Source organism: Finegoldia sp. BIOML-A1, from assembly GCF_009678325.1.
Taxonomy (GTDB): Bacteria; Bacillota; Clostridia; order Tissierellales; family Peptoniphilaceae; genus Finegoldia; species Finegoldia magna.
The window spans coordinates 321,634-342,212 of sequence record NZ_WKZF01000002.1 but is presented as its reverse complement, the minus strand read 5'-3'; the positions used below and the strand labels follow the sequence as shown (position 1 = coordinate 342,212).

17 protein-coding genes and 3 pseudogenes are annotated in these 20,579 nt (G+C 32.1%); 18 read left to right on the top strand and 2 right to left on the bottom strand.

The genetic code is table 11. The features are described 5' to 3' along the window. Positions 1–606: 606 nt before the first annotated feature. The 8 genes and pseudogenes from GKG00_RS03945 to GKG00_RS08945 all read left to right on the top strand — a co-directional run bounded on the left by GKG00_RS03945 (position 607) and on the right by GKG00_RS08945 (position 8,048). Positions 607–1,233: a TetR/AcrR family transcriptional regulator gene (locus tag GKG00_RS03945; protein WP_000587963.1), complete on the top strand. Its 627-nt coding sequence runs from the start codon at positions 607–609 to the stop codon at positions 1,231–1,233. 84 nt (positions 1,234–1,317) lie between these two features. After that, complete coding sequence (locus GKG00_RS03940; RefSeq protein WP_154254369.1) at positions 1,318–2,199, top strand: ABC transporter ATP-binding protein; 882 nt, start codon at positions 1,318–1,320, stop codon at positions 2,197–2,199. A gap of 25 nt (positions 2,200–2,224) precedes the next feature. Continuing rightward, positions 2,225–3,838 (top strand): tetronasin resistance protein, encoded by a 1,614-nt coding sequence (locus tag GKG00_RS03935; protein ID WP_025194366.1) that lies wholly within the window; start codon positions 2,225–2,227, stop codon positions 3,836–3,838. A 733-nt stretch (positions 3,839–4,571) separates the two neighbouring features. Further along, entirely contained in the window at positions 4,572–5,303 is a 732-nt protein-coding gene (erm(A), locus tag GKG00_RS03925) for a 23S rRNA (adenine(2058)-N(6))-methyltransferase Erm(A) (protein ID WP_154254367.1), read from the top strand. Between the two features lie 216 nt (positions 5,304–5,519). Beyond that, complete coding sequence (locus GKG00_RS03920) at positions 5,520–6,044, top strand: phosphotransferase (protein ID WP_001176020.1); 525 nt, start codon at positions 5,520–5,522, stop codon at positions 6,042–6,044. 283 nt (positions 6,045–6,327) lie between these two features. Beyond that, a pseudogene (locus tag GKG00_RS08960) lies at positions 6,328–6,543 on the top strand (recombinase family protein); the annotation flags it as partial. A 497-nt stretch (positions 6,544–7,040) separates the two neighbouring features. Then, on the top strand, positions 7,041–7,490 hold the full coding sequence (locus GKG00_RS08950; RefSeq protein ID WP_202944114.1) for a transposase: 450 nt from the start codon (positions 7,041–7,043) through the stop codon (positions 7,488–7,490). Positions 7,491–7,694: 204 nt separating this feature from the next. Beyond that, on the top strand, positions 7,695–8,048 hold the full coding sequence (locus GKG00_RS08945) for a transposase (protein ID WP_001895960.1): 354 nt from the start codon (positions 7,695–7,697) through the stop codon (positions 8,046–8,048). 482 nt (positions 8,049–8,530) lie between these two features. Here GKG00_RS08945 and GKG00_RS03905 read toward each other — a convergent pair whose 3' ends face one another. Next, entirely contained in the window at positions 8,531–9,862 is a 1,332-nt protein-coding gene (locus GKG00_RS03905) for a relaxase/mobilization nuclease domain-containing protein (protein WP_154254365.1), read from the bottom strand. A gap of 1 nt (position 9,863) precedes the next feature. Then, positions 9,864–10,220, bottom strand: coding sequence for a plasmid mobilization relaxosome protein MobC (gene mobC, locus GKG00_RS03900; RefSeq protein WP_002839242.1), 357 nt, complete (start codon positions 10,218–10,220; stop codon positions 9,864–9,866). 308 nt (positions 10,221–10,528) lie between these two features. On the opposite strand from mobC, the gene GKG00_RS03895 reads away from it, so the two are divergent. The 10 genes and pseudogenes from GKG00_RS03895 to GKG00_RS03850 form a co-directional block, all read left to right on the top strand. Then, positions 10,529–11,152, top strand: a complete 624-nt coding sequence (locus tag GKG00_RS03895; protein WP_002839244.1) for a TetR/AcrR family transcriptional regulator — start codon at positions 10,529–10,531, stop codon at positions 11,150–11,152. A gap of 137 nt (positions 11,153–11,289) precedes the next feature. Continuing rightward, positions 11,290–13,008, top strand: coding sequence for an ABC transporter ATP-binding protein (locus GKG00_RS03890; protein WP_172976488.1), 1,719 nt, complete (start codon positions 11,290–11,292; stop codon positions 13,006–13,008). After that, positions 13,009–14,794 (top strand): annotated as a pseudogene (locus tag GKG00_RS03885) (ABC transporter ATP-binding protein). After that, on the top strand, positions 14,760–15,341 hold the full coding sequence (locus GKG00_RS03880) for an MptD family putative ECF transporter S component (RefSeq protein ID WP_004835163.1): 582 nt from the start codon (positions 14,760–14,762) through the stop codon (positions 15,339–15,341). The pseudogene GKG00_RS03885 and the gene GKG00_RS03880 overlap by 35 nt, the downstream one beginning before the upstream one ends. Continuing rightward, entirely contained in the window at positions 15,341–16,066 is a 726-nt protein-coding gene (locus GKG00_RS03875; RefSeq protein WP_034439174.1) for an energy-coupling factor transporter transmembrane component T, read from the top strand. Before GKG00_RS03880 ends, GKG00_RS03875 begins: the two co-directional genes overlap by 1 nt. Positions 16,067–16,077: 11 nt before the next feature. After that, positions 16,078–17,523: an ABC transporter ATP-binding protein gene (locus GKG00_RS03870; protein WP_071152534.1), complete on the top strand. Its 1,446-nt coding sequence runs from the start codon at positions 16,078–16,080 to the stop codon at positions 17,521–17,523. A gap of 67 nt (positions 17,524–17,590) precedes the next feature. Next, the gene (locus GKG00_RS03865; protein WP_346962831.1) at positions 17,591–17,956 is read left to right on the top strand and encodes a sigma factor-like helix-turn-helix DNA-binding protein; all 366 of its coding nucleotides are present in this window, start codon (positions 17,591–17,593) and stop codon (positions 17,954–17,956) included. 435 nt (positions 17,957–18,391) lie between these two features. Continuing rightward, complete coding sequence (locus tag GKG00_RS03860; RefSeq protein WP_009345237.1) at positions 18,392–18,601, top strand: excisionase; 210 nt, start codon at positions 18,392–18,394, stop codon at positions 18,599–18,601. 77 nt (positions 18,602–18,678) lie between these two features. Then, positions 18,679–19,914: a tyrosine-type recombinase/integrase gene (locus GKG00_RS03855; RefSeq protein ID WP_154254364.1), complete on the top strand. Its 1,236-nt coding sequence runs from the start codon at positions 18,679–18,681 to the stop codon at positions 19,912–19,914. Between the two features lie 219 nt (positions 19,915–20,133). Beyond that, a pseudogene (locus tag GKG00_RS03850) lies at positions 20,134–20,517 on the top strand (hypothetical protein); the annotation flags it as partial. Positions 20,518–20,579 lie beyond the last annotated feature (62 nt).

The following is a 20,579-nucleotide window of genomic DNA, read 5'->3' as shown; positions in this document are numbered from 1 at the left end:
CATTGAGGCGTGGCTGGTAATACAGGCCCTTTGGGTCGCATGAGAAAAACCCCCGGCTACGCCGGGGGATGATTATTTTTTTATATGTATATAGGTTGTATAATGACGTAATAGGGGAAAGGCGTTTTAAATATATTTCATATATTTTTTGACCACTCTACTGTATCTTCCATCCGATAACTTTTCTCCCTAGACATATCCATAATATGGGCCCTATGAGCAAGTCTATCAACGATAGCCCCAGTAAGCATAGAATCTTTAAAAACCTACTCCCATCTTTCAAAGTTCAAATTCATTGTTAAAATTATTGATTCCTTATCAATTCTAGATGATAAGAGTTTAAGGAATCTCACATCCTATCTTATCAAATGAAACATAATCAGGCTTTGAGATGAATTTACGTAAAGAGCAATGCTAAAGCTTAAAAAATACCTATCTAACAAAGGTGAATTTTTATTTTTATCATATTATGTAGATGGATGTAAATGAATATTATTTTTAAGTATATGTTATTTTTAATTGCTTCATTTCATATTGACTGGATCGGTCAATTTTGATATACTCTAAATGACCAGTTGGGTCATCGGTTTATAAAGAAAGGTGGTTTTGATCATTTATTCAAAATTTAATAACTTAAAACCAGAAAAACAAAAGCAAATTATTAACGCAGCTATAAAAGAATTTGTTCGAAATGGTTTTGAAAAAGCATCTACTAACGAAATTGTAAAAAGAGCTAATATTTCAAAAGGCTCGCTGTTTAACTATTTTAACAGTAAAAAGGATCTTTACTTGTACTTGATTGAGTATAGTAGTAAAGCAATCGTGAATCTAAATGAAGAAATTGATTTGTCTGAAACTGATTTATTTAAAAGAATCGAAAGAGTTGCTTTACAAAAGTTCTATGTTCAACAAAAGTACCCACAGGCATTTGAATTCTTGGCATCAACTAAACAAGAGGAGTCTGTAGAAGTAAAGGATATCATTAAACAAAGGCTCAATCCAATCTATAATCAAGCCATAAATAAATTATATAAAGACATTGATTACTCTAAATTCAGGGAAGGAGTTGATATTGAAAAAGCAATTGAGATTTTGAATTGGACGATGTTTGGTGTAGGAGAGAAAGGACTAAAGGAATTGTTTACCTTTGATGATATTGGTAGATTTGGAGAGAAATATCTAGAAGAGTGGAACGTTTATGCCGAATTACTGAAATACAGCTTTTATAAATAAAACTAAATTAAAGGTGTATTGAAATGAAAATATAATAGCTTTAGATTTTTATCTAAAAAAATTTTAAAGGAGTGTGTCTATATTATGACCGATATAGTAAAAGTACAAGGATTACAAAAAAAGTTTGGTAAATTTCAAGCATTGCGTGACGTTTCGTTCACGATAAAATCGGGGGAAGTGGTAGGGTTTATTGGTCCTAATGGTGCTGGGAAATCTACAACTATTCGTGCCCTATTAGGAATTATAAAACGTGATGCTGGTATTGCCGAGATATTCGGTAAGGATGTTTGGAAGGATAGCCTTGAAATTCATAAGCGAATTTCTTATGTCCCTGGAGATGTTGCCCTTTGGGGATCTTTAAAGGGAGGAGAAATTATCGATCTCTTCATTAAATTACATGGTAGTGGAGATAAAGAAAAGCGCGATTATTTAATTAAACGTTTTGAATTAGACCCTAAGAAAAAAGCCAAAGGATATTCAAAAGGAAATCGTCAAAAAGTTGGATTGATTGCAGCATTATCTGTTGATTCTGATTTATATATTTTTGATGAACCAACATCTGGTCTTGATCCTCTAATGGAACAAGTTTTCCAAGAAGAAGTTGAAAAAATTAAAGCATCTGGTAAAGCTATTTTATTGTCCTCCCATATTTTAAGTGAGGTAGAACGATTAGCAGATAAGGTTGTAATTATACGCCAAGGTGAAATTGTTGAAACTGGAACCCTTGATGAATTACGACATTTAACTAGGTCTACTGTCACTTTAGTGACAAGTGGAGATGTATCAAAAATGGCTTTTGTAGATGGAGTACATGATTTTGTTCAAAATGATAGCCAAGCAACATTCTCTTTCGATAATCAATATCTCAATAGTATTTTAATTGAAGCTAGCAAATTAGGTGTCACAAGGTTTGAATCTATACCGCCAACACTTGAAGATTTGTTTATGCGTCATTATGAAAGCTAAACCGTGGGAAGGTGGAAAAATTATTATGAAAGAAAAATTTGCTCGTTGGAACATATTGTTTTTACAGTATTTAAAACGAGATTGGAAAAAAATTATTATATGGGTATTGGGACTTGGCATGTTTTCGGCTGGATTTGTTCCAGCTTTCAAAGAAATAGCAAAAGGGCAAGGTTTAGTCGGCATGTTCGAAACTTTGCAAAACCCTGCAATGATATCTATGGTAGGGCCGACCCCAGTTGAAACAGGAGCTGATTATACCTTAGGAGCAATGTATGCACATGAAATGTTGTTGTTTTGTGGTTTGTTTGCGATGATAATGTCTATTTTACACGTGATAGGTCATACTCGTAAAGAAGAAGATCTTGGCCTTACTGAGCTACTGCGTTCCTTTCAAATAGGTCGTCAGGCAAATTCTCTTGCAGCAATAGCAGAGATAGTCTTTATCAATGGTATACTAGCACTTTTTATTGCAGTAGTAATGATAAGTTTCGGTGCCGATACTATTTCTATTTTTGGTTCCGTGTTATACGGGGCATCAATTGGAATGGCAGGGATTATTGGTGCTGGGATTGCTCTAATAATGGCACAAATTATGCCCACGTCATCGGCTGCAACAGGATCATCATTAGGAATTGTAGGCTTACTATACATTGTTCGTGCTGGAACAGATGTCTCCAATGTTGACTTATCTATGATGAATCCTTTGGGCTGGACATATTTAACTTTTCCTTTTACAGATAATAATTGGTTTCCACTTATTTTTGCTTTAATTTTCAGTATAATAGTGGTGTTCATAGCTTTTTCACTTGAAGGTGGCCGCGATATGGGGGCTGGATATTTACCGCAAAGAGAAGGGCGTGAAAGTGCAAAGCAGTCTTTGCTGTCCGTCCGAGGATTATTTATAAATATTAATAAAGGTGTCATTATTAGTTGGTTAATCGCATATGTTGTTATGGGTGCTGCCTATGGTTCGATTTATGGAGATATGCAGACATTCCTAGAAAGTAATGAAATGATGAAACAAATGTTTTCTCATACAGGATTTTCTATTGAAGAATCATTCACAGGCACAGTTATGATGGTTTTGATTGGTTTAGTTTCCATTCTACCAATTGCGATTGTAAATAAACTCTTTTCTGAAGAAAGACGATTACACTTAAGTCAGATTTATGCAACAAAAGTAACCCGCAGTCAATTATATTGGACTAGTATAGGGTTATCGATATTAAGCGGATTATTAGGAGTTTTATTAGCAGCAGGTAGTCTTGGAGGTACTGCTATCTCTGCGATGGGGAATAGCGGAGAGATGGATATAGTTGACTTTTTTGCTGCTGGCTTTAACCTTTTCCCTACTGTTTTATTCTTTATAGGTCTGGCAGCGTTAGCTCTTGGATGGGCACCGAAACTAGGTAAAATAGTGTATATTTATCTTACATTCTCTTTTTTATTAAATTATTTTAGCGGCTTAATAGACCTCCCGGAATGGTTTTTAAATACTGCTATACAAAGTTGGATGCCTCAAATGCCAATGGATGATTTTGAAGCATCAGTTTTTCTTACAGTTACTATAATTAGCATTGCTTTAATAGTAATAGGTTTCTTGGGGTATAGTAGAAGGGATATGAATGAAGGAGCTTAAATTGATTGAATAGTAAATAGTGTAATCTAATGATTTAAATTCTTGTGTTGTAGGTTTTAACATTAGTCGATGAAAGCAATTAAATTTTATTATTACAGTTTCATATATTTGATAAGGATAGAAGTATTCTAAACTAGAATTATATTTCGATTCTTTTGGCGACCATTAGAAAGCTAGTCGTTATGTTCCCACGAACGTACAAATTAGTCGATATGTTCCCATATACAACAGTTTCGCTAAAAATCATAAATACATCAATTCTATCAACTCGTCCCACGTTGAAGCAGCAATTCTGATGACGTATTGTGGTTTGGACAAGGAATAATAGGAGTCAACCACAACATGTAGTGGTTTGAGTACGAAAATTGGGTCAAAAACAGGCTAAAAAATACCGTTTTTTGACCCTTTTAAATAGGGCATTTGACAGATGACATTTGATGTTTCGGGATTAAAAATCCATAGGGTGAGGTAGATTAGCACAGAACTTTATTGAATAGAGAAATTAAAAGTGATATAATCAGTTGCATAAGGAGGAGTTAAATATGTGTACATGTATTGCAGTAGTAGATATTACTTTATCTCATTTATAATGAAAAAAATTAAAGGAGGTAAAGGTATGGGTATGTTTTCTATATTTGTTATTGAGAGATTTCATTATCAACCAAACCAAAAATAATTGGTTATAATGAGCTCTTAAGATTAGTTCATTATAACCGGCAAGGAGAAGGTTATAATGAAACAGAAAAACCCGAAAAATACGCAAAATTTCATTACATCTAAAAAGCATGTAAAGAAAATATTAAAATATACGAATATCAATAAACAAGATAAAATAATAGAAATTGGGTCAGGAAAAGGACATTTTACCAAGGAACTTGTGGAAATGAGTCAACGGGTGAATGCTATAGAGATTGATGAAGGTTTATGTCATGCCACGAAAAAAGCAGTTGAACCTTTTCAGAATATAAAAGTTATTCATGAGGATATTTTGAAGTTTAGCTTTCCTAAAAATACAGACTATAAAATATTTGGTAATATTCCCTACAATATTAGTACTGATATTGTAAAAAAGATTGCTTTTGATAGTCAAGCGAAATATAGCTACCTTATTGTAGAGAGGGGATTTGCTAAAAGGTTGCAAAATACCCAACGAGCTTTAGGTTTGCTGTTAATGGTGGAAATGGATATAAAAATTCTTAAAAAAGTGCCACGAGCATATTTTCACCCTAAGCCTAATGTAGATTCTGTATTGATTGTACTTGAAAGGCATAAACCATTTATTTTAAAGAAGGACTACAAAAAGTATGGATTTTTCGTTTATAAATGGGTAAACAGGGAATATCATGTTCTTTTTACTAAAAATCAATTAAGACAGGTGCTGAAGCATGCGAATGTTACTGATCTTGATAAATTATCCAATGAACAATTTTTGTCTGTTTTCAATAGTTACAAATTATTTCAATAAATTAAAAATAATTAAGCGTTCTCTAACTTTAAGAGAACGCTTAATCTTATTACATTGAAAAATGCATTCTATTATTTTCAATTATTATGATATAACATAACTATCATTTTACTTATTTGCATATTTGCACGAAAATATAGTTATCGACGACTATTCTGATAATAGCAACTAATATAGTCAATGATAACTCAAAATTTATTGATATAGTAGGTATATGTGCAACTAATTAGGGAAGATTTTAGCTTGCCATTTCTGAAACAGCTAAAACAAGTATTGCGTAAAGAATGCGCCAGTCTTCCCATGGACTTAAAATGCTTGCTTGGGGCACACATAAAACCCCTTGAACAATCTATTGACAGAGTTGAAGGACTGTCGGAGATTCTAAGACGAAGTAATCCTAAAATGGCCCTATGCCATACAGATATTCATAATTGGAACTTGATGCAACGGGATGAGCAGTTAGTTCTAATTGACTGGGAAGGCTTGAAATTGGCTCCAGTAAAAGCTGATCTCATGTTTTTTGTTGATAAGCCATATTATGATGTATTTATGAACATATACCTGAAATTACACAAAGATTTTTTAATCAATACGGATGCTTTGTTATTCTATCATATTAGACGTAAACTAGAAGATATATGGGAGTTTATTGAACAACTTTTATATGACAATCAAGAGGATAAGGAAAGAAATGAAACTATAAAAGTTCTTGATGGTGAACTGAATAACTTAGTGTTTTGAAAAAAGAATAATGTATTATTAAGCTAAATAATATTGGAGAAGAAAATGAATAAACAAGAATTATATCAAATTGCTTTCAGTATAATTAATCATAAAAAGTTACGGAACTTTGGAACTTCAGGGCATGTGGAGACGGTGGTATTGATGTCAAGGAAAATAAGATAATAGGCTATAAAAGTGTTAAAATTAATGGTTTTGGGGTTTTAGAAGAAATCCTAAAAGCCATTTTTCTATTTAGATAAATATCTTAATTATAATTAAAGAATAAATTGAGGATCAAGAACCTCAATATTATATAGAAAATAGCCACGAAGCGATCATACCAAAAGAAATCTTCATGCAAGTCTAAGAAGAAATGGATAGACGAGCTAATATGGTAAGTGGCAAAGGGAAAAGAAGAATCTATTCCAGTAAATACGCCCTTTCAAGTATTGTCTACTGCTCTATATGTGGGGATATTTACAGGAGAATAGCATGGAATAATAGAGGAAAGAAAAAAACAAGTTATTTATAGTGTTAAATTACCAACACTCTTATTACTTCCTATGTAATGTTTACAGTTCTAGTATCATAACTTGTTCAATTAGAGGATTTAAACAGATTTTTGTGGGCTGTTTTTTAGTACCATAAATAGTGTAAGAAAGGAAGTAATTCCTATCTTGCACTATTTTTGTATAATGAAGAAGTAGTATGACGAGGCTGTTTTAGGGTTGAAACATCCGCCACAAAAACTGTCAACTACCTTTTCATTATTCATATTCGGTTAAGCAGGTTGGGCAAAACGCCCGTGTCACAAGCTAAAAAGAGTGTAATGGTGCAGGTAGAAACTACAAAATAAAAAGAAAGAGGAAAAAACATGATATCTGTAGGAATAGACATATCAAAAGAAAAAATCACAGTTTGTGCATTAGGACAAGGAAGCAAAATAATCTGGAAACCCTTTGATGTTTCTCTAAAAAAACAGAAGTAGAAAAATTTTTAGAGAAACTAGAAAAAATAAAAGAAGAAGTAAAAATAACAATGGAAGCAACAGGAAAATATCATCTCCCAATACTTTATGAATTAAAAGATAAAGACTACTTTGTAACAGTAATAAATCCATTAAAAATGAAACAATTCTGTAGAGCATTAAACTTTAGAAAAGCAAAAAACGACAAGATAGATGCAAAACAAATAGCAGAATATGGACTAATGTATTGGAAAGAATTAGAAGAATACAAAATAGATGAAGTGAACTACAGAATCCTAAAAGAATTAAATAGAAGCTACCAACATTACATGGAGCTAAGAATCGACCAAATGAACTACATAGATCAAACAATACATCAAACATTTCCAGGCATAAAAAAACTAATACCACATAATTCAGGAGACTTTTCAAAAGACAAACTATTGGACTTTCTAGAAAAATGGTGGCATAAAGACCTAGTATTAGAAAAAACATAAGAAGAATTTGTAGAAGAATATAAAACTTGGGCAAAGGAAAAGAGATACCATCCAAATGCAAACAAAGCAAAAACCATTTACAAAATAGCAGAGGATAGTATCTCAACACAACCTTCTCATAACTCAAAACTAGAAACGAATATCAGAGAAGGAATAAACCTGATAAAACAAATAAATCAGATTCTAAATAGAATTTTATCACAAATGATAGAAATATCCGAGCCCTTAGAAGAATATAAAGAAGCAAAAAAATTCTCAGGCATATCAGAAAAATTAGCAGTACAAATAGTAGCAGAATTTGGAGACCTATCAAAATTTAAAAACAAAAAAAGCCTAATATCCTTTATAGGAATAGACGCACCACCATATGAATCAGGAAACTTTAAAGCAGATCAAAGAAAAATAAGTAAAAGAGGAAACGCAATACTAAGAAAAGTAGGCTACCAAGCAATGAAATGTATGATGAGTGCTAAAAATCCAGAAAATGAAATATATAAGTATATGATAAAAAAAGAAAAAGAAGGGAAAGCCAAAACGTTTGCAAATTTGCAGGCTTAAACAAATTCTTAAGAATCTACTATGCAAGAGTTATGGAATCAAAAGCAGAGAAAAAAGAATTAAAAGTAGCATAAGATTTAAAATAACACTAAAAAGCAAGCCGATTGATTACACTCGGCTTGTTTGCTATACGCTAATTTAATAACTCAAATAATCAAATAACCTGAAATTTATATCAGGTTATACTTGACTTTTGTTAGCAGGTTTCTTTTATAAAAAATGATATAATAAATTATGAGATGCGTATTTATTGCTTATTCTCACATGCTTGTCTGTCCAATTATTGGACTAGTAGGTTTAATACTTGGGGTAAGGGAAAAAGATAGGTTTTTTATGGCATTAAATGTCCTTTTTATCTTATTACTTCCTATAGCAATGTTTGCTAGTCATCTAGTAGGATCTCTTTAAGTAAGATAATAAGTTTAGAATAAAAATTTGTAAATAATTTTAAAAAAGCTATAAGTTTATCCGCTTATAGCTTTTTATCTCTCCACTTCCTTCCCATAATAATTTTCATAGTTTTTCCTATACTGAACAAGGTCATAAAATTGTTCTTTATTCAAAGAATACTCTTGCATAAGGGTGTTCTTTTTTTCTTGCAATTTATCGAGGCTTGATAGTATTTCTTTTGTATTGGGTAGTTTTTTATAGTTTTCTAAGATTTCTTTAGCGGCTATTTTATATACGGAAAGTTCGCTATAATATTCTTCTGCAAATTGTTTGTCATCAGGATTTTTCTTATGGTATTTATATATTTCACGATACTTATTTATAGTATTAATATTTTCCATATCTTGAGATAAACTCTTCATTTCAGTTTCAATTTTCTTTATTTTATCTAATAAGTTTTGTCTATCATCAGCAGATTTTTTGATTAGATCATCGAGTTGAGTGATTGAATTAATTCCTTGTTCTCTAAGTTTAATTATTGAATCAGCCATTGTTTTTATATTATGTTTTCTTGCCCAAACTTCATAACCTTTAGAGGATTGAGCTTTTTCATTAGTAGATATATCAATAACATTTCCTACACGTTTTTTAATAGTATTAGCTTTATTTTTAATTGCTAAATCTATTCTTTCTTTGATTTTTTCTTCGGTATAATCTTCTCCGATAGTCTTAGCTCTTGTAAATCTTTGCTTTTCTTTATGACGAAAAGCAATGTGTTTACCAAACTTAATTTCATAATCAATAGACTTCATATTTTCTAAAAACTCTTCCCACGATTTAGACTTATTAATCATTCTATCTATATCAAATTGCAATTTAGATTTCCAAGAATTGCCTTTCTTGTTTTGGTCATATTCGTACCAAGATTTACCAGCAGTTTTATATTTTCTTTTGTAAGCTTCATAATATTCATCAATGACTGAGAGCTTATTTTCTTTACATAATTCGTCACTTTGATACCTGATTTTATGGTAAGTTTTTTTGTTAGATTGGTAGCATTTACCAGTCTTGTAATTAACGTTATTAAAAATAACATGGTTGTGGATATGCCCTCTATCTATATGAGTTGCAAGAACAAACTCATAATCATCTTTTAAAATTTTCTTACATAATTCCATTCCAATTTCGTGAGCTTTTATAGGATCAACCTCTCCTGGTAGAAAAGATTGGATTAAATGCCTAGCTAAAACTGTACCTTTAGTATCATTGTCTTCTCGTGTTTTCATAAATTGAATATGGGCAGTAGATGGATGACAGTTAAATGAAGAGACTAAGATTTTTTCATCAGTTTTTTCACTCTTAGTTATATAATCTATTGCCAAATTTAGAGTTGATTTTATAGGATGTATTTTTGTAATTGCCATACTAATCACCAGAACTTTCTTTTGATTTATTAAGAAGTAGGGAATGGATCTGCCATATTTCTTTTGATAAATTTTCTATCTGTTTATTCATTGATTCGATTTCATTCTTGTAAATAACACCAGTTGTATTAGTAGCTTTTGCAATCTGGTTTATGTTATTTGTTACATTTGAAAGCAGCCATTGTAGGTTTCTAAATGGTTCTAAATCTACAACATAAATTTCTTTTTCTAATACACATTTTCTAAGAAAATGGGACATAGTTTTGCAGTTTGCAAGTTTCATTTTCTTTTCAAAGATTTCTTTTTCTTCATCTGTTAAATATATTTTTAGTTGATTATTTCTTTTTCTATTATCCATGGTATATCTCCTTATCATAAAATATTGGGGTCTTAGGGTTCTCCCTAACAAGGTAAAATTGATAAAAAAAGAAGCAGTCCATAAAGGTTCTGCTTCATCAATTTTTCGTAAGTGGGTACTCACTTACTGTGCTTGCTATTAAAGTTATAAGCGTTAAGCCTGTATTTAATTATTAGTAATTATATCATAATTAAGTATGATTTTCTACTGTTCCTATTGACAAAAATAAGATAAGAGTATATAATGATAACTAAGTTATCTATATGCCGCAAACTTATAAATTTAGCCGTTAGTAAAGGAAGTGGGATATGACAGAAATTACTGGTTATGATTTAACACATAAAAAGATTATGGATAGTGGTAAAGTTAATTTTTTAAATGATGGCTATGAACGAGCTAATTTAAGAAAAATTTGCAAAGATGCTGGGGTTACAACTGGTGCTTTTTACAGGCATTTTAATGATAAAGAAGATTTATTTATCAGTTTAGTTGATCCATTGGCAAACGAACTTTTGGGTTTTTATAGCAAGTTTGAAGAGGAATCTTTTCAAAACATAGAAAAAAATTGTGGAGAAGATTTATCAAAAATTAACATTGAAGGGTCAATTGAATCTGCATTATATATGTTTAGCAAAAAAGATTTATTTAATCTTTTAATATTTAAATCATATGGTACGAAATATGATAATTTTATAGAGCTTCTTGTGGAAAAGGAAGATATAAACAGACATAAAGCGTTTCAGATTATTTCAAAGAAAAAGAATATAAAATCAGAAGTCCCTAAAGATGCAATGCATTTGTTAAACCATGCCTATATTAATGCATTGTGTGAAATTATAATGCATTCTCAAACAGAAGAAGAAGTAAAGTTAAACACAAGAATAATTTCGAAATTTTTTTATGATGGATGGGAGAAATTGAGAGGTTTTTAAATATAAGGGAAAGGGTATTAAACACCCTTATATTTTTAAAGTAAAGATAACTAAGTTAGCTAATATAGTTATCTATAATATGGAGGTGTTAAAGATGAAAGAAAAAAGGAAAGGAGATTCCATTGAAAAATAATTATATGAAACGCCTATGGCAGCTGGCAGAAGGAGAACATAAAGGCCTCAAGCTTTCCATTTTCTTGGCAGTTATTGGGGTTCTTTTAGGTATGTTGCCTTATTTTGGCGTAAGCAAAATTGTTTATGGTTTGTTTGTTGGAAATAAAGATTTTTCCTTCTACCTACCTTGGTGTTTTCTAATCTTGATTGGCTATTGCTTAAAACCAATTTTTTACGCCAAGGCCTTGGCAGAGTCCCATAAAGCAACCTTCTCTGTTCTAAGAAATGTACGAATCATGCTTTTGGAAAAGCTGCCTAAAATGCCTCTTGGTACGATTATTGATACCCATAGTGGTGATTTAAAGACAACCATTGTTGATCAAGTAGAAAAAATGGAACGACCTTTGGCTCACTTATTGCCTGAGATGACGGCGAATATTTTAGGGCCTGTATCCATCTTCATCTATCTATTAATTTTAGATTGGAGAATGGCTTTATTGTCACTCGTTTCAATTCCGGTAGGTATGTTTTTTATGTCATTAATTATGAAAGGTTATGCAGAAGATTATAGTAAGTCGGTTGCGACCAATACCGAAATGAATAAAACAATTGTTGAGTATGTTGGCGGAATTGAAGTGATTAAAACTTTTAATCAAGGCGAAAAATCCTATGGGAAATTCACCGATAAAGTGATAGCTAATGCTTCATTTTATTATCATTGGATGAAAAAATGTCAAATGCTGGTGTCCTTATCCAAGAACATTTCACCAACAACTTTGATTACGGTATTACCTGTTGGTTGGATTATGTTTATTAATGGAAGTTTAGAGATGTCAACCTTTATTACGACCATCATTCTTTCTCTTGGTATAGCCGGTCCCTTACTAGCTGCTATTAACTTTGTCGATGCCTTAGCTCAAACAGGGACAACTGTCGGACGAATTGATGAAATCTTAAATGGGACAGAACAAGTTCATCGTAGAGAAAGAGTTCATTTAAAAAATCATGACATTGCTATCAAGAATCTACATTTCTCCTATGAATCAGGAGAAGAAGTTATTAAAGGAATCGATATGGTAATTCAAGAGCAAAGTTTAAATGCCTTTGTTGGGCCAAGTGGTTCAGGAAAGTCAACCATTGCCAAGTTAATTGCTGGTTTCTGGGACGTAGAACAGGGAGAAATATCGATTGGCGGAATTAATTTATTCAATATTCCACTTGAACAACTCTATGATTTAGTTGCTTTTGTTTCGCAGGATATTTTCCTTTTTAACGATACCATCATGGAAAATATTCGAATGGGCAAGCCTTCGGCTAGCGATGAAGAAGTGATTGAAATTGCCAAAGCTTCTGGTTGCCATGATTTTATTATGTCTTTAGAGCATGGATATCAGACCAAAGTAGGGAGTGGAGGAAACCATTTATCAGGCGGTGAAAAACAGAGGATCACCATTGCTAGAGCCATGATAAAAGATGCTCCAATTATCATATTAGATGAAGCGACGGCTTATATTGATCCTGAAAATGAGCAAGTTTTACAAAAAGCAATTAATAAGCTTATTCAGGGAAAAACTATCATTATGATTGCTCATAGGTTATCAACAATAACCAATGCAGACCAGATTTATCTCATCGATCATGGCAAACTTGTAGCAAGTGGCAATCATGAAGAACTTCTTAAAGAAAATAAACTTTATCAAGCCATGTGGGAAGCACATATCGGTGGAAAGGAGGTGGCTTAGATGTTAAGTGGACTTCGAAAGATATGGGCATTTGCAGATAAGGAACGAATAAATTTAAACAAGTCTGTTATTTTTGAATTTGTGTATGCCATCTTCAATATGTTGCAAATAGGAGCCATTTACTTTGTGCTTCAAGCCTTGGTGACAAAAGATTTTAATTCCTTTATAGCACTGAAGGTTTTTCTTATGTTGTTGGTAAGTATTGTTGGAAGGTCTTCTGCCAACTATTTTGCTCAATTAGATCAAACGCATGCTGGGTATTTTATGGTAGCTAATCGAAGAATAAGTATAGGAAAAATGCTGAAGACGGTTCCAATGGGATTCTTTAATGAAAATAATATTGGAAAAGTGACTGGTGTTTTAACAACTGTTCTAGATGACGTTGAGAATACAGCTCCTATGGTTTTAGTTGTTATGATGAGTGGCTTCATTAACTCATTTGTGTTCACCCTGATGATTTTATTTTTCGAGTGGAGAAATGGGCTGATTGTTATAGCAGGAACGGTTTTATATCTATATATTACTTCTGTCATGGAAAAAAAGTCGAGGACACTTGCTCCAAAAAGGCAAGAGGCACAATCTCTTTTAGTAGAAACGATCTTGGAATATATCCAAGGAATGCCGATCATTAAATCCTTTAATTTAACAGGAAAAGGGGACCAAACCGTACGCTCGGCACTAGAAGAAAGTCGCTCAGCCAATCTAGCCTTGGAGAAATTATTTACACCCTATACCATCGGGCAAGAGCTCGTTTTAAGAATTTCCAGTGTTGCCATGATTGTCCTTTCACTTTATTTTTATATCAATGGCACCATGGATTTATTGAAAGCAATTATGTGTATCATCATGTCATTCCTGGTGTTTGCAAGTATTCAATCCGCAGGATCCGCCATGGCGACATTAAGAGTTGCAACAAGTTCTATAGAACAAGTAGAAACAACAGAAAATATGCCTCAGATGGATATTGAGGGCCAGAAGATTACGCCTCATCATACAGATATTGAATTCAATAATGTTAGCTTTTCTTATGATAAAATACCTATTTTAAGGGAGGTTTCCGTTCATATTCCGGAAAAGGCTATGACAGCCATTATTGGACCAAGTGGATCTGGTAAGAGCACCATGTGTTCGCTTATTTCTAGATTTTGGGACGTGGATCAAGGCAGCATATCGATTGGAGATGTCAATATTAAAAACTACACGCTTGAATCCTTAATGGATTTAATTAGCACCGTATTCCAAAATGTTTATCTTTTCCAAGATACCATCGAAAATAATATAAAATTTGGCAAACCACAAGCTAAGAAGGAAGAAGTCATAGAAGTGGCAAAAAAAAGCCCAATGCCATGACTTTATTATGAATTTGCCAGAAGGCTATCAAACCATCATAGGCGAAGGCGGCACATCTCTTTCAGGCGGAGAAAGACAAAGAATATCAATAGCAAGGGCTATGATAAAAAATGCCCCGATTATTATTTTTGACGAAGCTACAGCAAATGTTGATCCAGAAAATGAGGATAAACTTCAAGAAGCCATAGAAAGTTTAACAAAAAACAAAACGGTTATAATGGTTGCTCATAGGTTAAAGACTGTTAAAAATGCGAATCAGATTATAGTTCTTAAAGACGGAAAATTAGAGGAGGTGGGGAAACATGAAGATTTAATTAGAAAAGAAGGCACTTATAAGAAATTTATAGAAGCAAGAGAAGAAACAGAAAGCTGGAAGATTAAACAAAATAAGGAGGATTTCAATGAAGAATCGATTAACAGCAAAGGATTTAATTAACGTAGGAATTTATACAGCTATTTATTTAGTCATATTTTTCGTAACAGGAATGCTAGGGGCTGTGCCAATACTTTATCCTACCATATTTATATTAATCCCAATATTAACAGGTATTCCATTTATGCTATTTCTAACCAAGGTAGAAAAGTTTGGAATGGTATCTCTAATGGGAATCATTTTAGGAGTATTTTGGTATTTTATGGGTTACACTTGGTTAGCACCAGCCGTGTATATTCCAATGGCAATTATTGCTGATGTAGTTATGAATACTAAAAAGTATAAAAGTTTTAAAGTTAATACAATAGGATTTTGGTTGTTTTCATGTGCTGAGTTAGGCTGTCAGATGCCAATGTGGGTTATGGCAGATACCTATATGGAAGGAGTAAAACAACAAATGGGTGAGCAATTTGCGACCGATTTAGCGAAATATATGCCACCATGGATGGGAATTGCTGCAATTGGCATCATGTTTGTTGGAGCAGTGATAGGTGCTAATCTAGGCAAGAAAATGTTGAAAAAACATTTTGAAAGAGCTGGAATTGCTTAATGGAGGCTTATAAAACTTATGTTCCCCCAATAAAGAAAGGCTTTTATTTAGATCCGAGAACAAAAATATTATTTATGGTATTCATTAGCACTATAATGTTTTTTGTCTATGACAATATAGGTATAGATATAGCGATAGTTTCTATCGCTATATTCTTGCTTGTATCTAATAAAAATTACAAAGCTGCAACCATATATGGAATTTTATTTGTTTTGGCTGTTATTTCAAGCAAAACTAAAAATATGTATGAATTACCATCCATATTAAACATGATTAATGTATTGCTCAACTCATTAGTCATAAGGCTTTTTCCTATTTTCATGATGGGATACTATACGATTAGTTCCACCAAACCAAATGAATTTATAGCAGCTATGGTAAAGTGGAAAATTCCAAATGCGTTTATTATTCCTGTTTCTGTAGTATTTCGTTTCATACCTACTCTAAAGGAAGAAAATAAGGCTATATCAAATGCTATGCGAATGAGGGGGATACGATTTAATAGTAAAAAAACAAAAGCCAATCCATCATTGTTTTTAGAGTACAGAATTATCCCGCTCCTGTTTTCTGTTGTCAAAATAGGTGATGAACTTTCTGCATCAGCATTAACAAGAGGATTAGATAATGTTAAAGGCAGAACGAGCCTTGTTGAGGTTAAATTTAGCAAATATGATTTTTTGATTTTTCTATTGATTATAGGATTGATAGTTTGGTCTTTAGTATGAGGGGGAAAGAGATGATAAAATTTAACAATGCTAGCTTTACCTATAAGAGCAAAGAAAGACAAGGTGGCGTTTTTAATATAAGTTTATCCATTGAAGAAGGAGAATTTGTGCTACTAACAGGTGAGTCTGGATGTGGGAAAACTACTCTTACGAGACTAATTAATGGCCTTTCCCCTGAATATTATACTGGAGATTTACAAGGTGAAGTGGAGATCAATGGAGAAAAAGTAGGACAAACTAGCATTCAATCACTTTCAAAGGTAGTCGGCTCTGTATTTCAAAACCCAAAATCACAATTTTTCAATGTGGATTCTACAAGTGAAATAGCTTTTGGACTTGAGAATATGGGTGTTGATAGAATGGATATGCTTGACAGGATAGGAAAGATAGCTTATGCATTAAACATTCATGAACTGTTAGATAGGAATCTATTTAATTTATCAGGTGGTGAAAAGCAAAAAATTGCTTGTGCATCTACAGCTGTGATGGAAGCCCCTATTTTAGTTTTAGATGAGCCTTCATCAAATTTAGACATTGAAAGCATTGATGATTTAAAAAATATACTTAAATATTGGAAACAACAAGGCAAAACAATTATCATAGCTGAACATAGGTTATATTATTTAATGGACTTGGTCGACCGAGTTATTTATATGAAAGATGGTCGAATTAGCAAGGATTATAGCATTGAGGAATTTAAGGATATTTCAGACAAGAAGTTGCACGAGATGGGATTAAGATCTTCTCATATTCCTAAGTTTGAGAGTAAAGACATTGAGTATACCAATGAAATAGCACTTGATAATTTTTGTGTATATTACAATAAAGTGGTTGGATTAGAAATCAATCATCTAGATCTTCCTAGAAAACATATAATAGGAATTCTTGGGAAAAATGGTGCTGGAAAATCTACCTTTGCCAATTGTCTGTGTGGTATTGCAGAAGAATCAACAGGGATAATGACCTTAGAAGGAAAAAGCTACGATAGCAAAGAAAGGCTTGAGATTTCTTATATGGTCATGCAAGATGTGAATAACCAACTCTTTACAGAGAGTGTCAAAGAGGAAATTTCAGTTAGCCTTAGTTCAGATGAAATAAGTGGACAAGTAGATGAGATTTTAGCTCAATTAAATTTGTTGGAATTAAAAGAGCTCCATCCCATGTCGCTATCTGGAGGACAAAAGCAAAGAGTAGCTTTAGCTAGTGCCCTTGCTTCAAATAGTCGCATACTAATATTAGATGAACCTACCTCTGGTCTGGATTATCATAATATGTTAGATGTGGCTCAAAGTTTAAAGCAGATGAAAGATAAAACTATTTTCCTCATCACTCATGATCCTGAATTACTAAAGGAGTGTTGTGATTATTTTATTTTTTTGGAAAACGGATATGTGGAATGGTCAGGAAACTATACTGAAGAAAATATTCACAAATTAAATGATTTCTTTAAAACATAAAGATAAAAAAAGAATGTAAGAAACATAAATGACAAAATAATATTACCTTTATGTCGGTGGGCGAAAAATCAAAGTAAGCGAGCAGATATACAAAGTCTACTGGCAAGAAAGAGAACATGAAAAATATTTAGAGCAGGTAGACAAGAAAAAACACTTGCTCTTTTTTCCCCTAAACCATGATGGGAATTTTGAAGATAATCTAGAAAAAAATGTTGATGTAGAAAAAGTTGTAGCTACACAAATAATGATTGAAGCACTAAGAAATGCTATGTCAAAGTTAAATGAGGAGGAACGGGAAATAATCGAAAGATTATATTTCAATGATGAAACACTTCGTGCAGTAGCAAAGACTCAAAATATATCACATCCTGCTTTAATAAAAAGGCGAGATAAGATTTTAGAAAAACTAAAGAAATTTATAGAAGAAATATAGTTTCTGGTTACCAAAGAGGGCAAATTTTCCTTTATAAAGTGAGGGGAGTTTTGTCCTCTTTCTATTTTAAAAGAAATTTAAACAATATTTGAACCATAACAATTAAATAGACCAAGACAAGACATTAATCATTTTTGGAGCGTAATAATCTATCCGCCAAGATCTTTCTGCTGAATAATTCGGCAAAGCAAGTACTGCTAAGCAAAAAGCAAGGGAAGAAGAAAGGGAGCGATAAGTAAGAGTTTGAATATAGGGAGGGATACCCTATTCGCTACGAAGAAAATGAGGATAATGATACTTCTAAGGTTGAAGCCGGCTCATCCTGAACAGAGGCGGAGGTGAGATTCCTATGTTGCTAATCCAAGGCACTTGTCAATGTCAAAAAACTTTAAAAATATTAAAATAAATATTTTAAATATATTATTTGGAGGATTTATGATTAACGAAAATATAAAAGGTGTTCGTGTTTCTGAGAAAGCATTTCTAACATTAAAAGAAGCATCTGAATATTTTAATATTGGTCAAGATAAAGTTAGACAATTAACGGATGAAAATGATTGCGATTTTGTATTATTTAATGGTAGTAAGCGTCTTATTAAGAAAAAGTTAATGGAAGAATATTTAAATAGACAGTTCTCTATCTAATCTAAAATTATATATAAAACACGCTTAATGCGGTATAATAATTATAGCGTGTCTTTTATCAAAAAAGGAGAATTTTTATGGTAAAAAGACGCAAAGATAGTAAAGGGGTTGTTTTAAAAGACGGTGAATATCAAAGGTCAAATGGCACTTATGAATTTAAGTGGCAAGACAAAATAGGTCGTAGAAAATCTATTTATGCGAAAACTCTAAAAGAATTAAGAGAAAAGGAATTAGATATTTTACGCAATACTATAGATGGAATCAACAACGAAGGAAGTAGCTTATCTGTAAATGATACTTTTAAGCTATGGACAAAGGTAAAAAGAGGTTTAAAAGATAATACCTTCAAAAATTACATCTATATGTATCAACAATTTGTCGAACCGACTTTTGGTCGTATTAAACTATCTGATATTAAAAGATCTGATGTTAGAAGTTTTTATAACAGATTAAAGGAAGATCAGGGATTGATGGTTTCTACCATAGATTGTGTTCATACTGTTTTACATCAGGTTTTAGAATTAGCAGTGGATGATGAATATATAAGGTTTAATCCGTCTGACAATGCTTTGAAGGAATTGAAAGTAGCTTATCGAAATGAATCTCCGAAGAAAAAAGCCATGACAATAGAAGAACAGGTGCTATTTGAAGAATATTTATCTAATAGTGACGAATATAAAAAATGGTATCCAATATTCATTGTTATGCTTTGGACAGGTATGAGAGTTGGAGAAGTTACAGGATTGCAATGGGACGATCTAGATTTTGATAATGGTCTTATAAATGTAAATAGGACTTTGGTATATTATAGTAAAGGTAAAGGATTAAACAATAGATATGCTATTAATACACCGAAGACAGCATCAGGTAAGCGAAGTATTCCTATGGTTCAAAAAGTAAATGATGCTTTTCTTATGGAAAGGGAGTTACAAAAGACTTTTGGAATCGAATGTTGTGATTCAATCGATGGATTTAAAGACTTTGTATTTTTAAATAGGTTCGGAAAGGTTCACAATAATGGAACACTTAATAAAGCCTTAAGAAGAATTGTTAGAGATTGCAATTTAAGTATAATGGATAAAAATAAATCGAACTCTAATGATATTCTATTAGTTCCACATTTAAGCAATCACATTTTCAGACACACCTTTACTACAAGGCTTAATGAACAAAATATAAATACAAAAGCAATGCAGTCTATTCTAGGTCATTCTGATATTAGTACAACAATGGATATATATGTAGATGCAACAGAAGATTTTAAGATAGAACAGATGGGAGAATTTGAAAAAGCGATGAAATTTATATTTTAGAATTTACGACAGCTTACGACAAATTTACGACAATTTGCTAGAAATCTATAGGCACTTATAGAGAGTTAGCAAATTGTCGTAAATGGAGAAGTACCATAAAATAGACTTTTATAGAGATTTAGACAATTATCTAAGGTAGAGGGGATTTTCCCAACAATGAAACCAGTTGGAAATAATTCTTCTAGCAATTCAAAAGATGGTGAAGATAACACAAAAGCTAAGAAATTGGACTTATCAAAAGTGAAAGTTGAACCATTATTTGAAGATTTTGTAGATTTTGACAAATTCTCAGAATCTGATTTCAGAGTAGTAAAAGTAAAATCTTGTGAAGAAGTTCCAAAATCCAAGAAATTATTAAAATTTACATTGAATGACGGATCTGGAAAAGATAGAATCATATTATCAGGAATTAAAAACTACTACAACGCAGAAGACTTAGTAGGTAAGACATTACTTGCAATCACTAACTTACCACCAAGAAAAATGATGGGTGAAGAATCTTGTGGAATGCTTTTATCTGCAATCTGCGAATATGATGGAGAAGAAGTATTGAATCTTATAATGTTAGATTCAAATATTCCAGCAGGATCAAAAATTTATTAATTAAATAAAATCCTTAGACGATAGAAATATATTCTGTCGTCTTTTTTTATTGCCATGAATTT

Excerpts from the sequence above, each read along its gene's own strand:
- GKG00_RS03940 (WP_154254369.1), top strand. The coding sequence starts at position 1,318 with ATGACCGATATAGTAAAAGTACAAGGATTACAAAAAAAGTTTGGTAAA.
- GKG00_RS03935 (WP_025194366.1), top strand. The coding sequence starts at position 2,225 with ATGAAAGAAAAATTTGCTCGTTGGAACATATTGTTTTTACAGTATTTA.
- GKG00_RS08945 (WP_001895960.1), top strand. The coding sequence starts at position 7,695 with ATGATAGAAATATCCGAGCCCTTAGAAGAATATAAAGAAGCAAAAAAA.
- GKG00_RS03905 (WP_154254365.1), bottom strand. The coding sequence starts at position 9,862 with ATGGCAATTACAAAAATACATCCTATAAAATCAACTCTAAATTTGGCA.
- mobC (WP_002839242.1), bottom strand. The coding sequence starts at position 10,220 with ATGGATAATAGAAAAAGAAATAATCAACTAAAAATATATTTAACAGAT.
- GKG00_RS03895 (WP_002839244.1), top strand. The coding sequence starts at position 10,529 with ATGACAGAAATTACTGGTTATGATTTAACACATAAAAAGATTATGGAT.
- GKG00_RS03890 (WP_172976488.1), top strand. The coding sequence starts at position 11,290 with ATGAAACGCCTATGGCAGCTGGCAGAAGGAGAACATAAAGGCCTCAAG.
- GKG00_RS03880 (WP_004835163.1), top strand. The coding sequence starts at position 14,760 with ATGAAGAATCGATTAACAGCAAAGGATTTAATTAACGTAGGAATTTAT.
- GKG00_RS03875 (WP_034439174.1), top strand. The coding sequence starts at position 15,341 with ATGGAGGCTTATAAAACTTATGTTCCCCCAATAAAGAAAGGCTTTTAT.
- GKG00_RS03870 (WP_071152534.1), top strand. The coding sequence starts at position 16,078 with ATGATAAAATTTAACAATGCTAGCTTTACCTATAAGAGCAAAGAAAGA.
- GKG00_RS03860 (WP_009345237.1), top strand. The coding sequence starts at position 18,392 with ATGATTAACGAAAATATAAAAGGTGTTCGTGTTTCTGAGAAAGCATTT.
- GKG00_RS03855 (WP_154254364.1), top strand. The coding sequence starts at position 18,679 with ATGGTAAAAAGACGCAAAGATAGTAAAGGGGTTGTTTTAAAAGACGGT.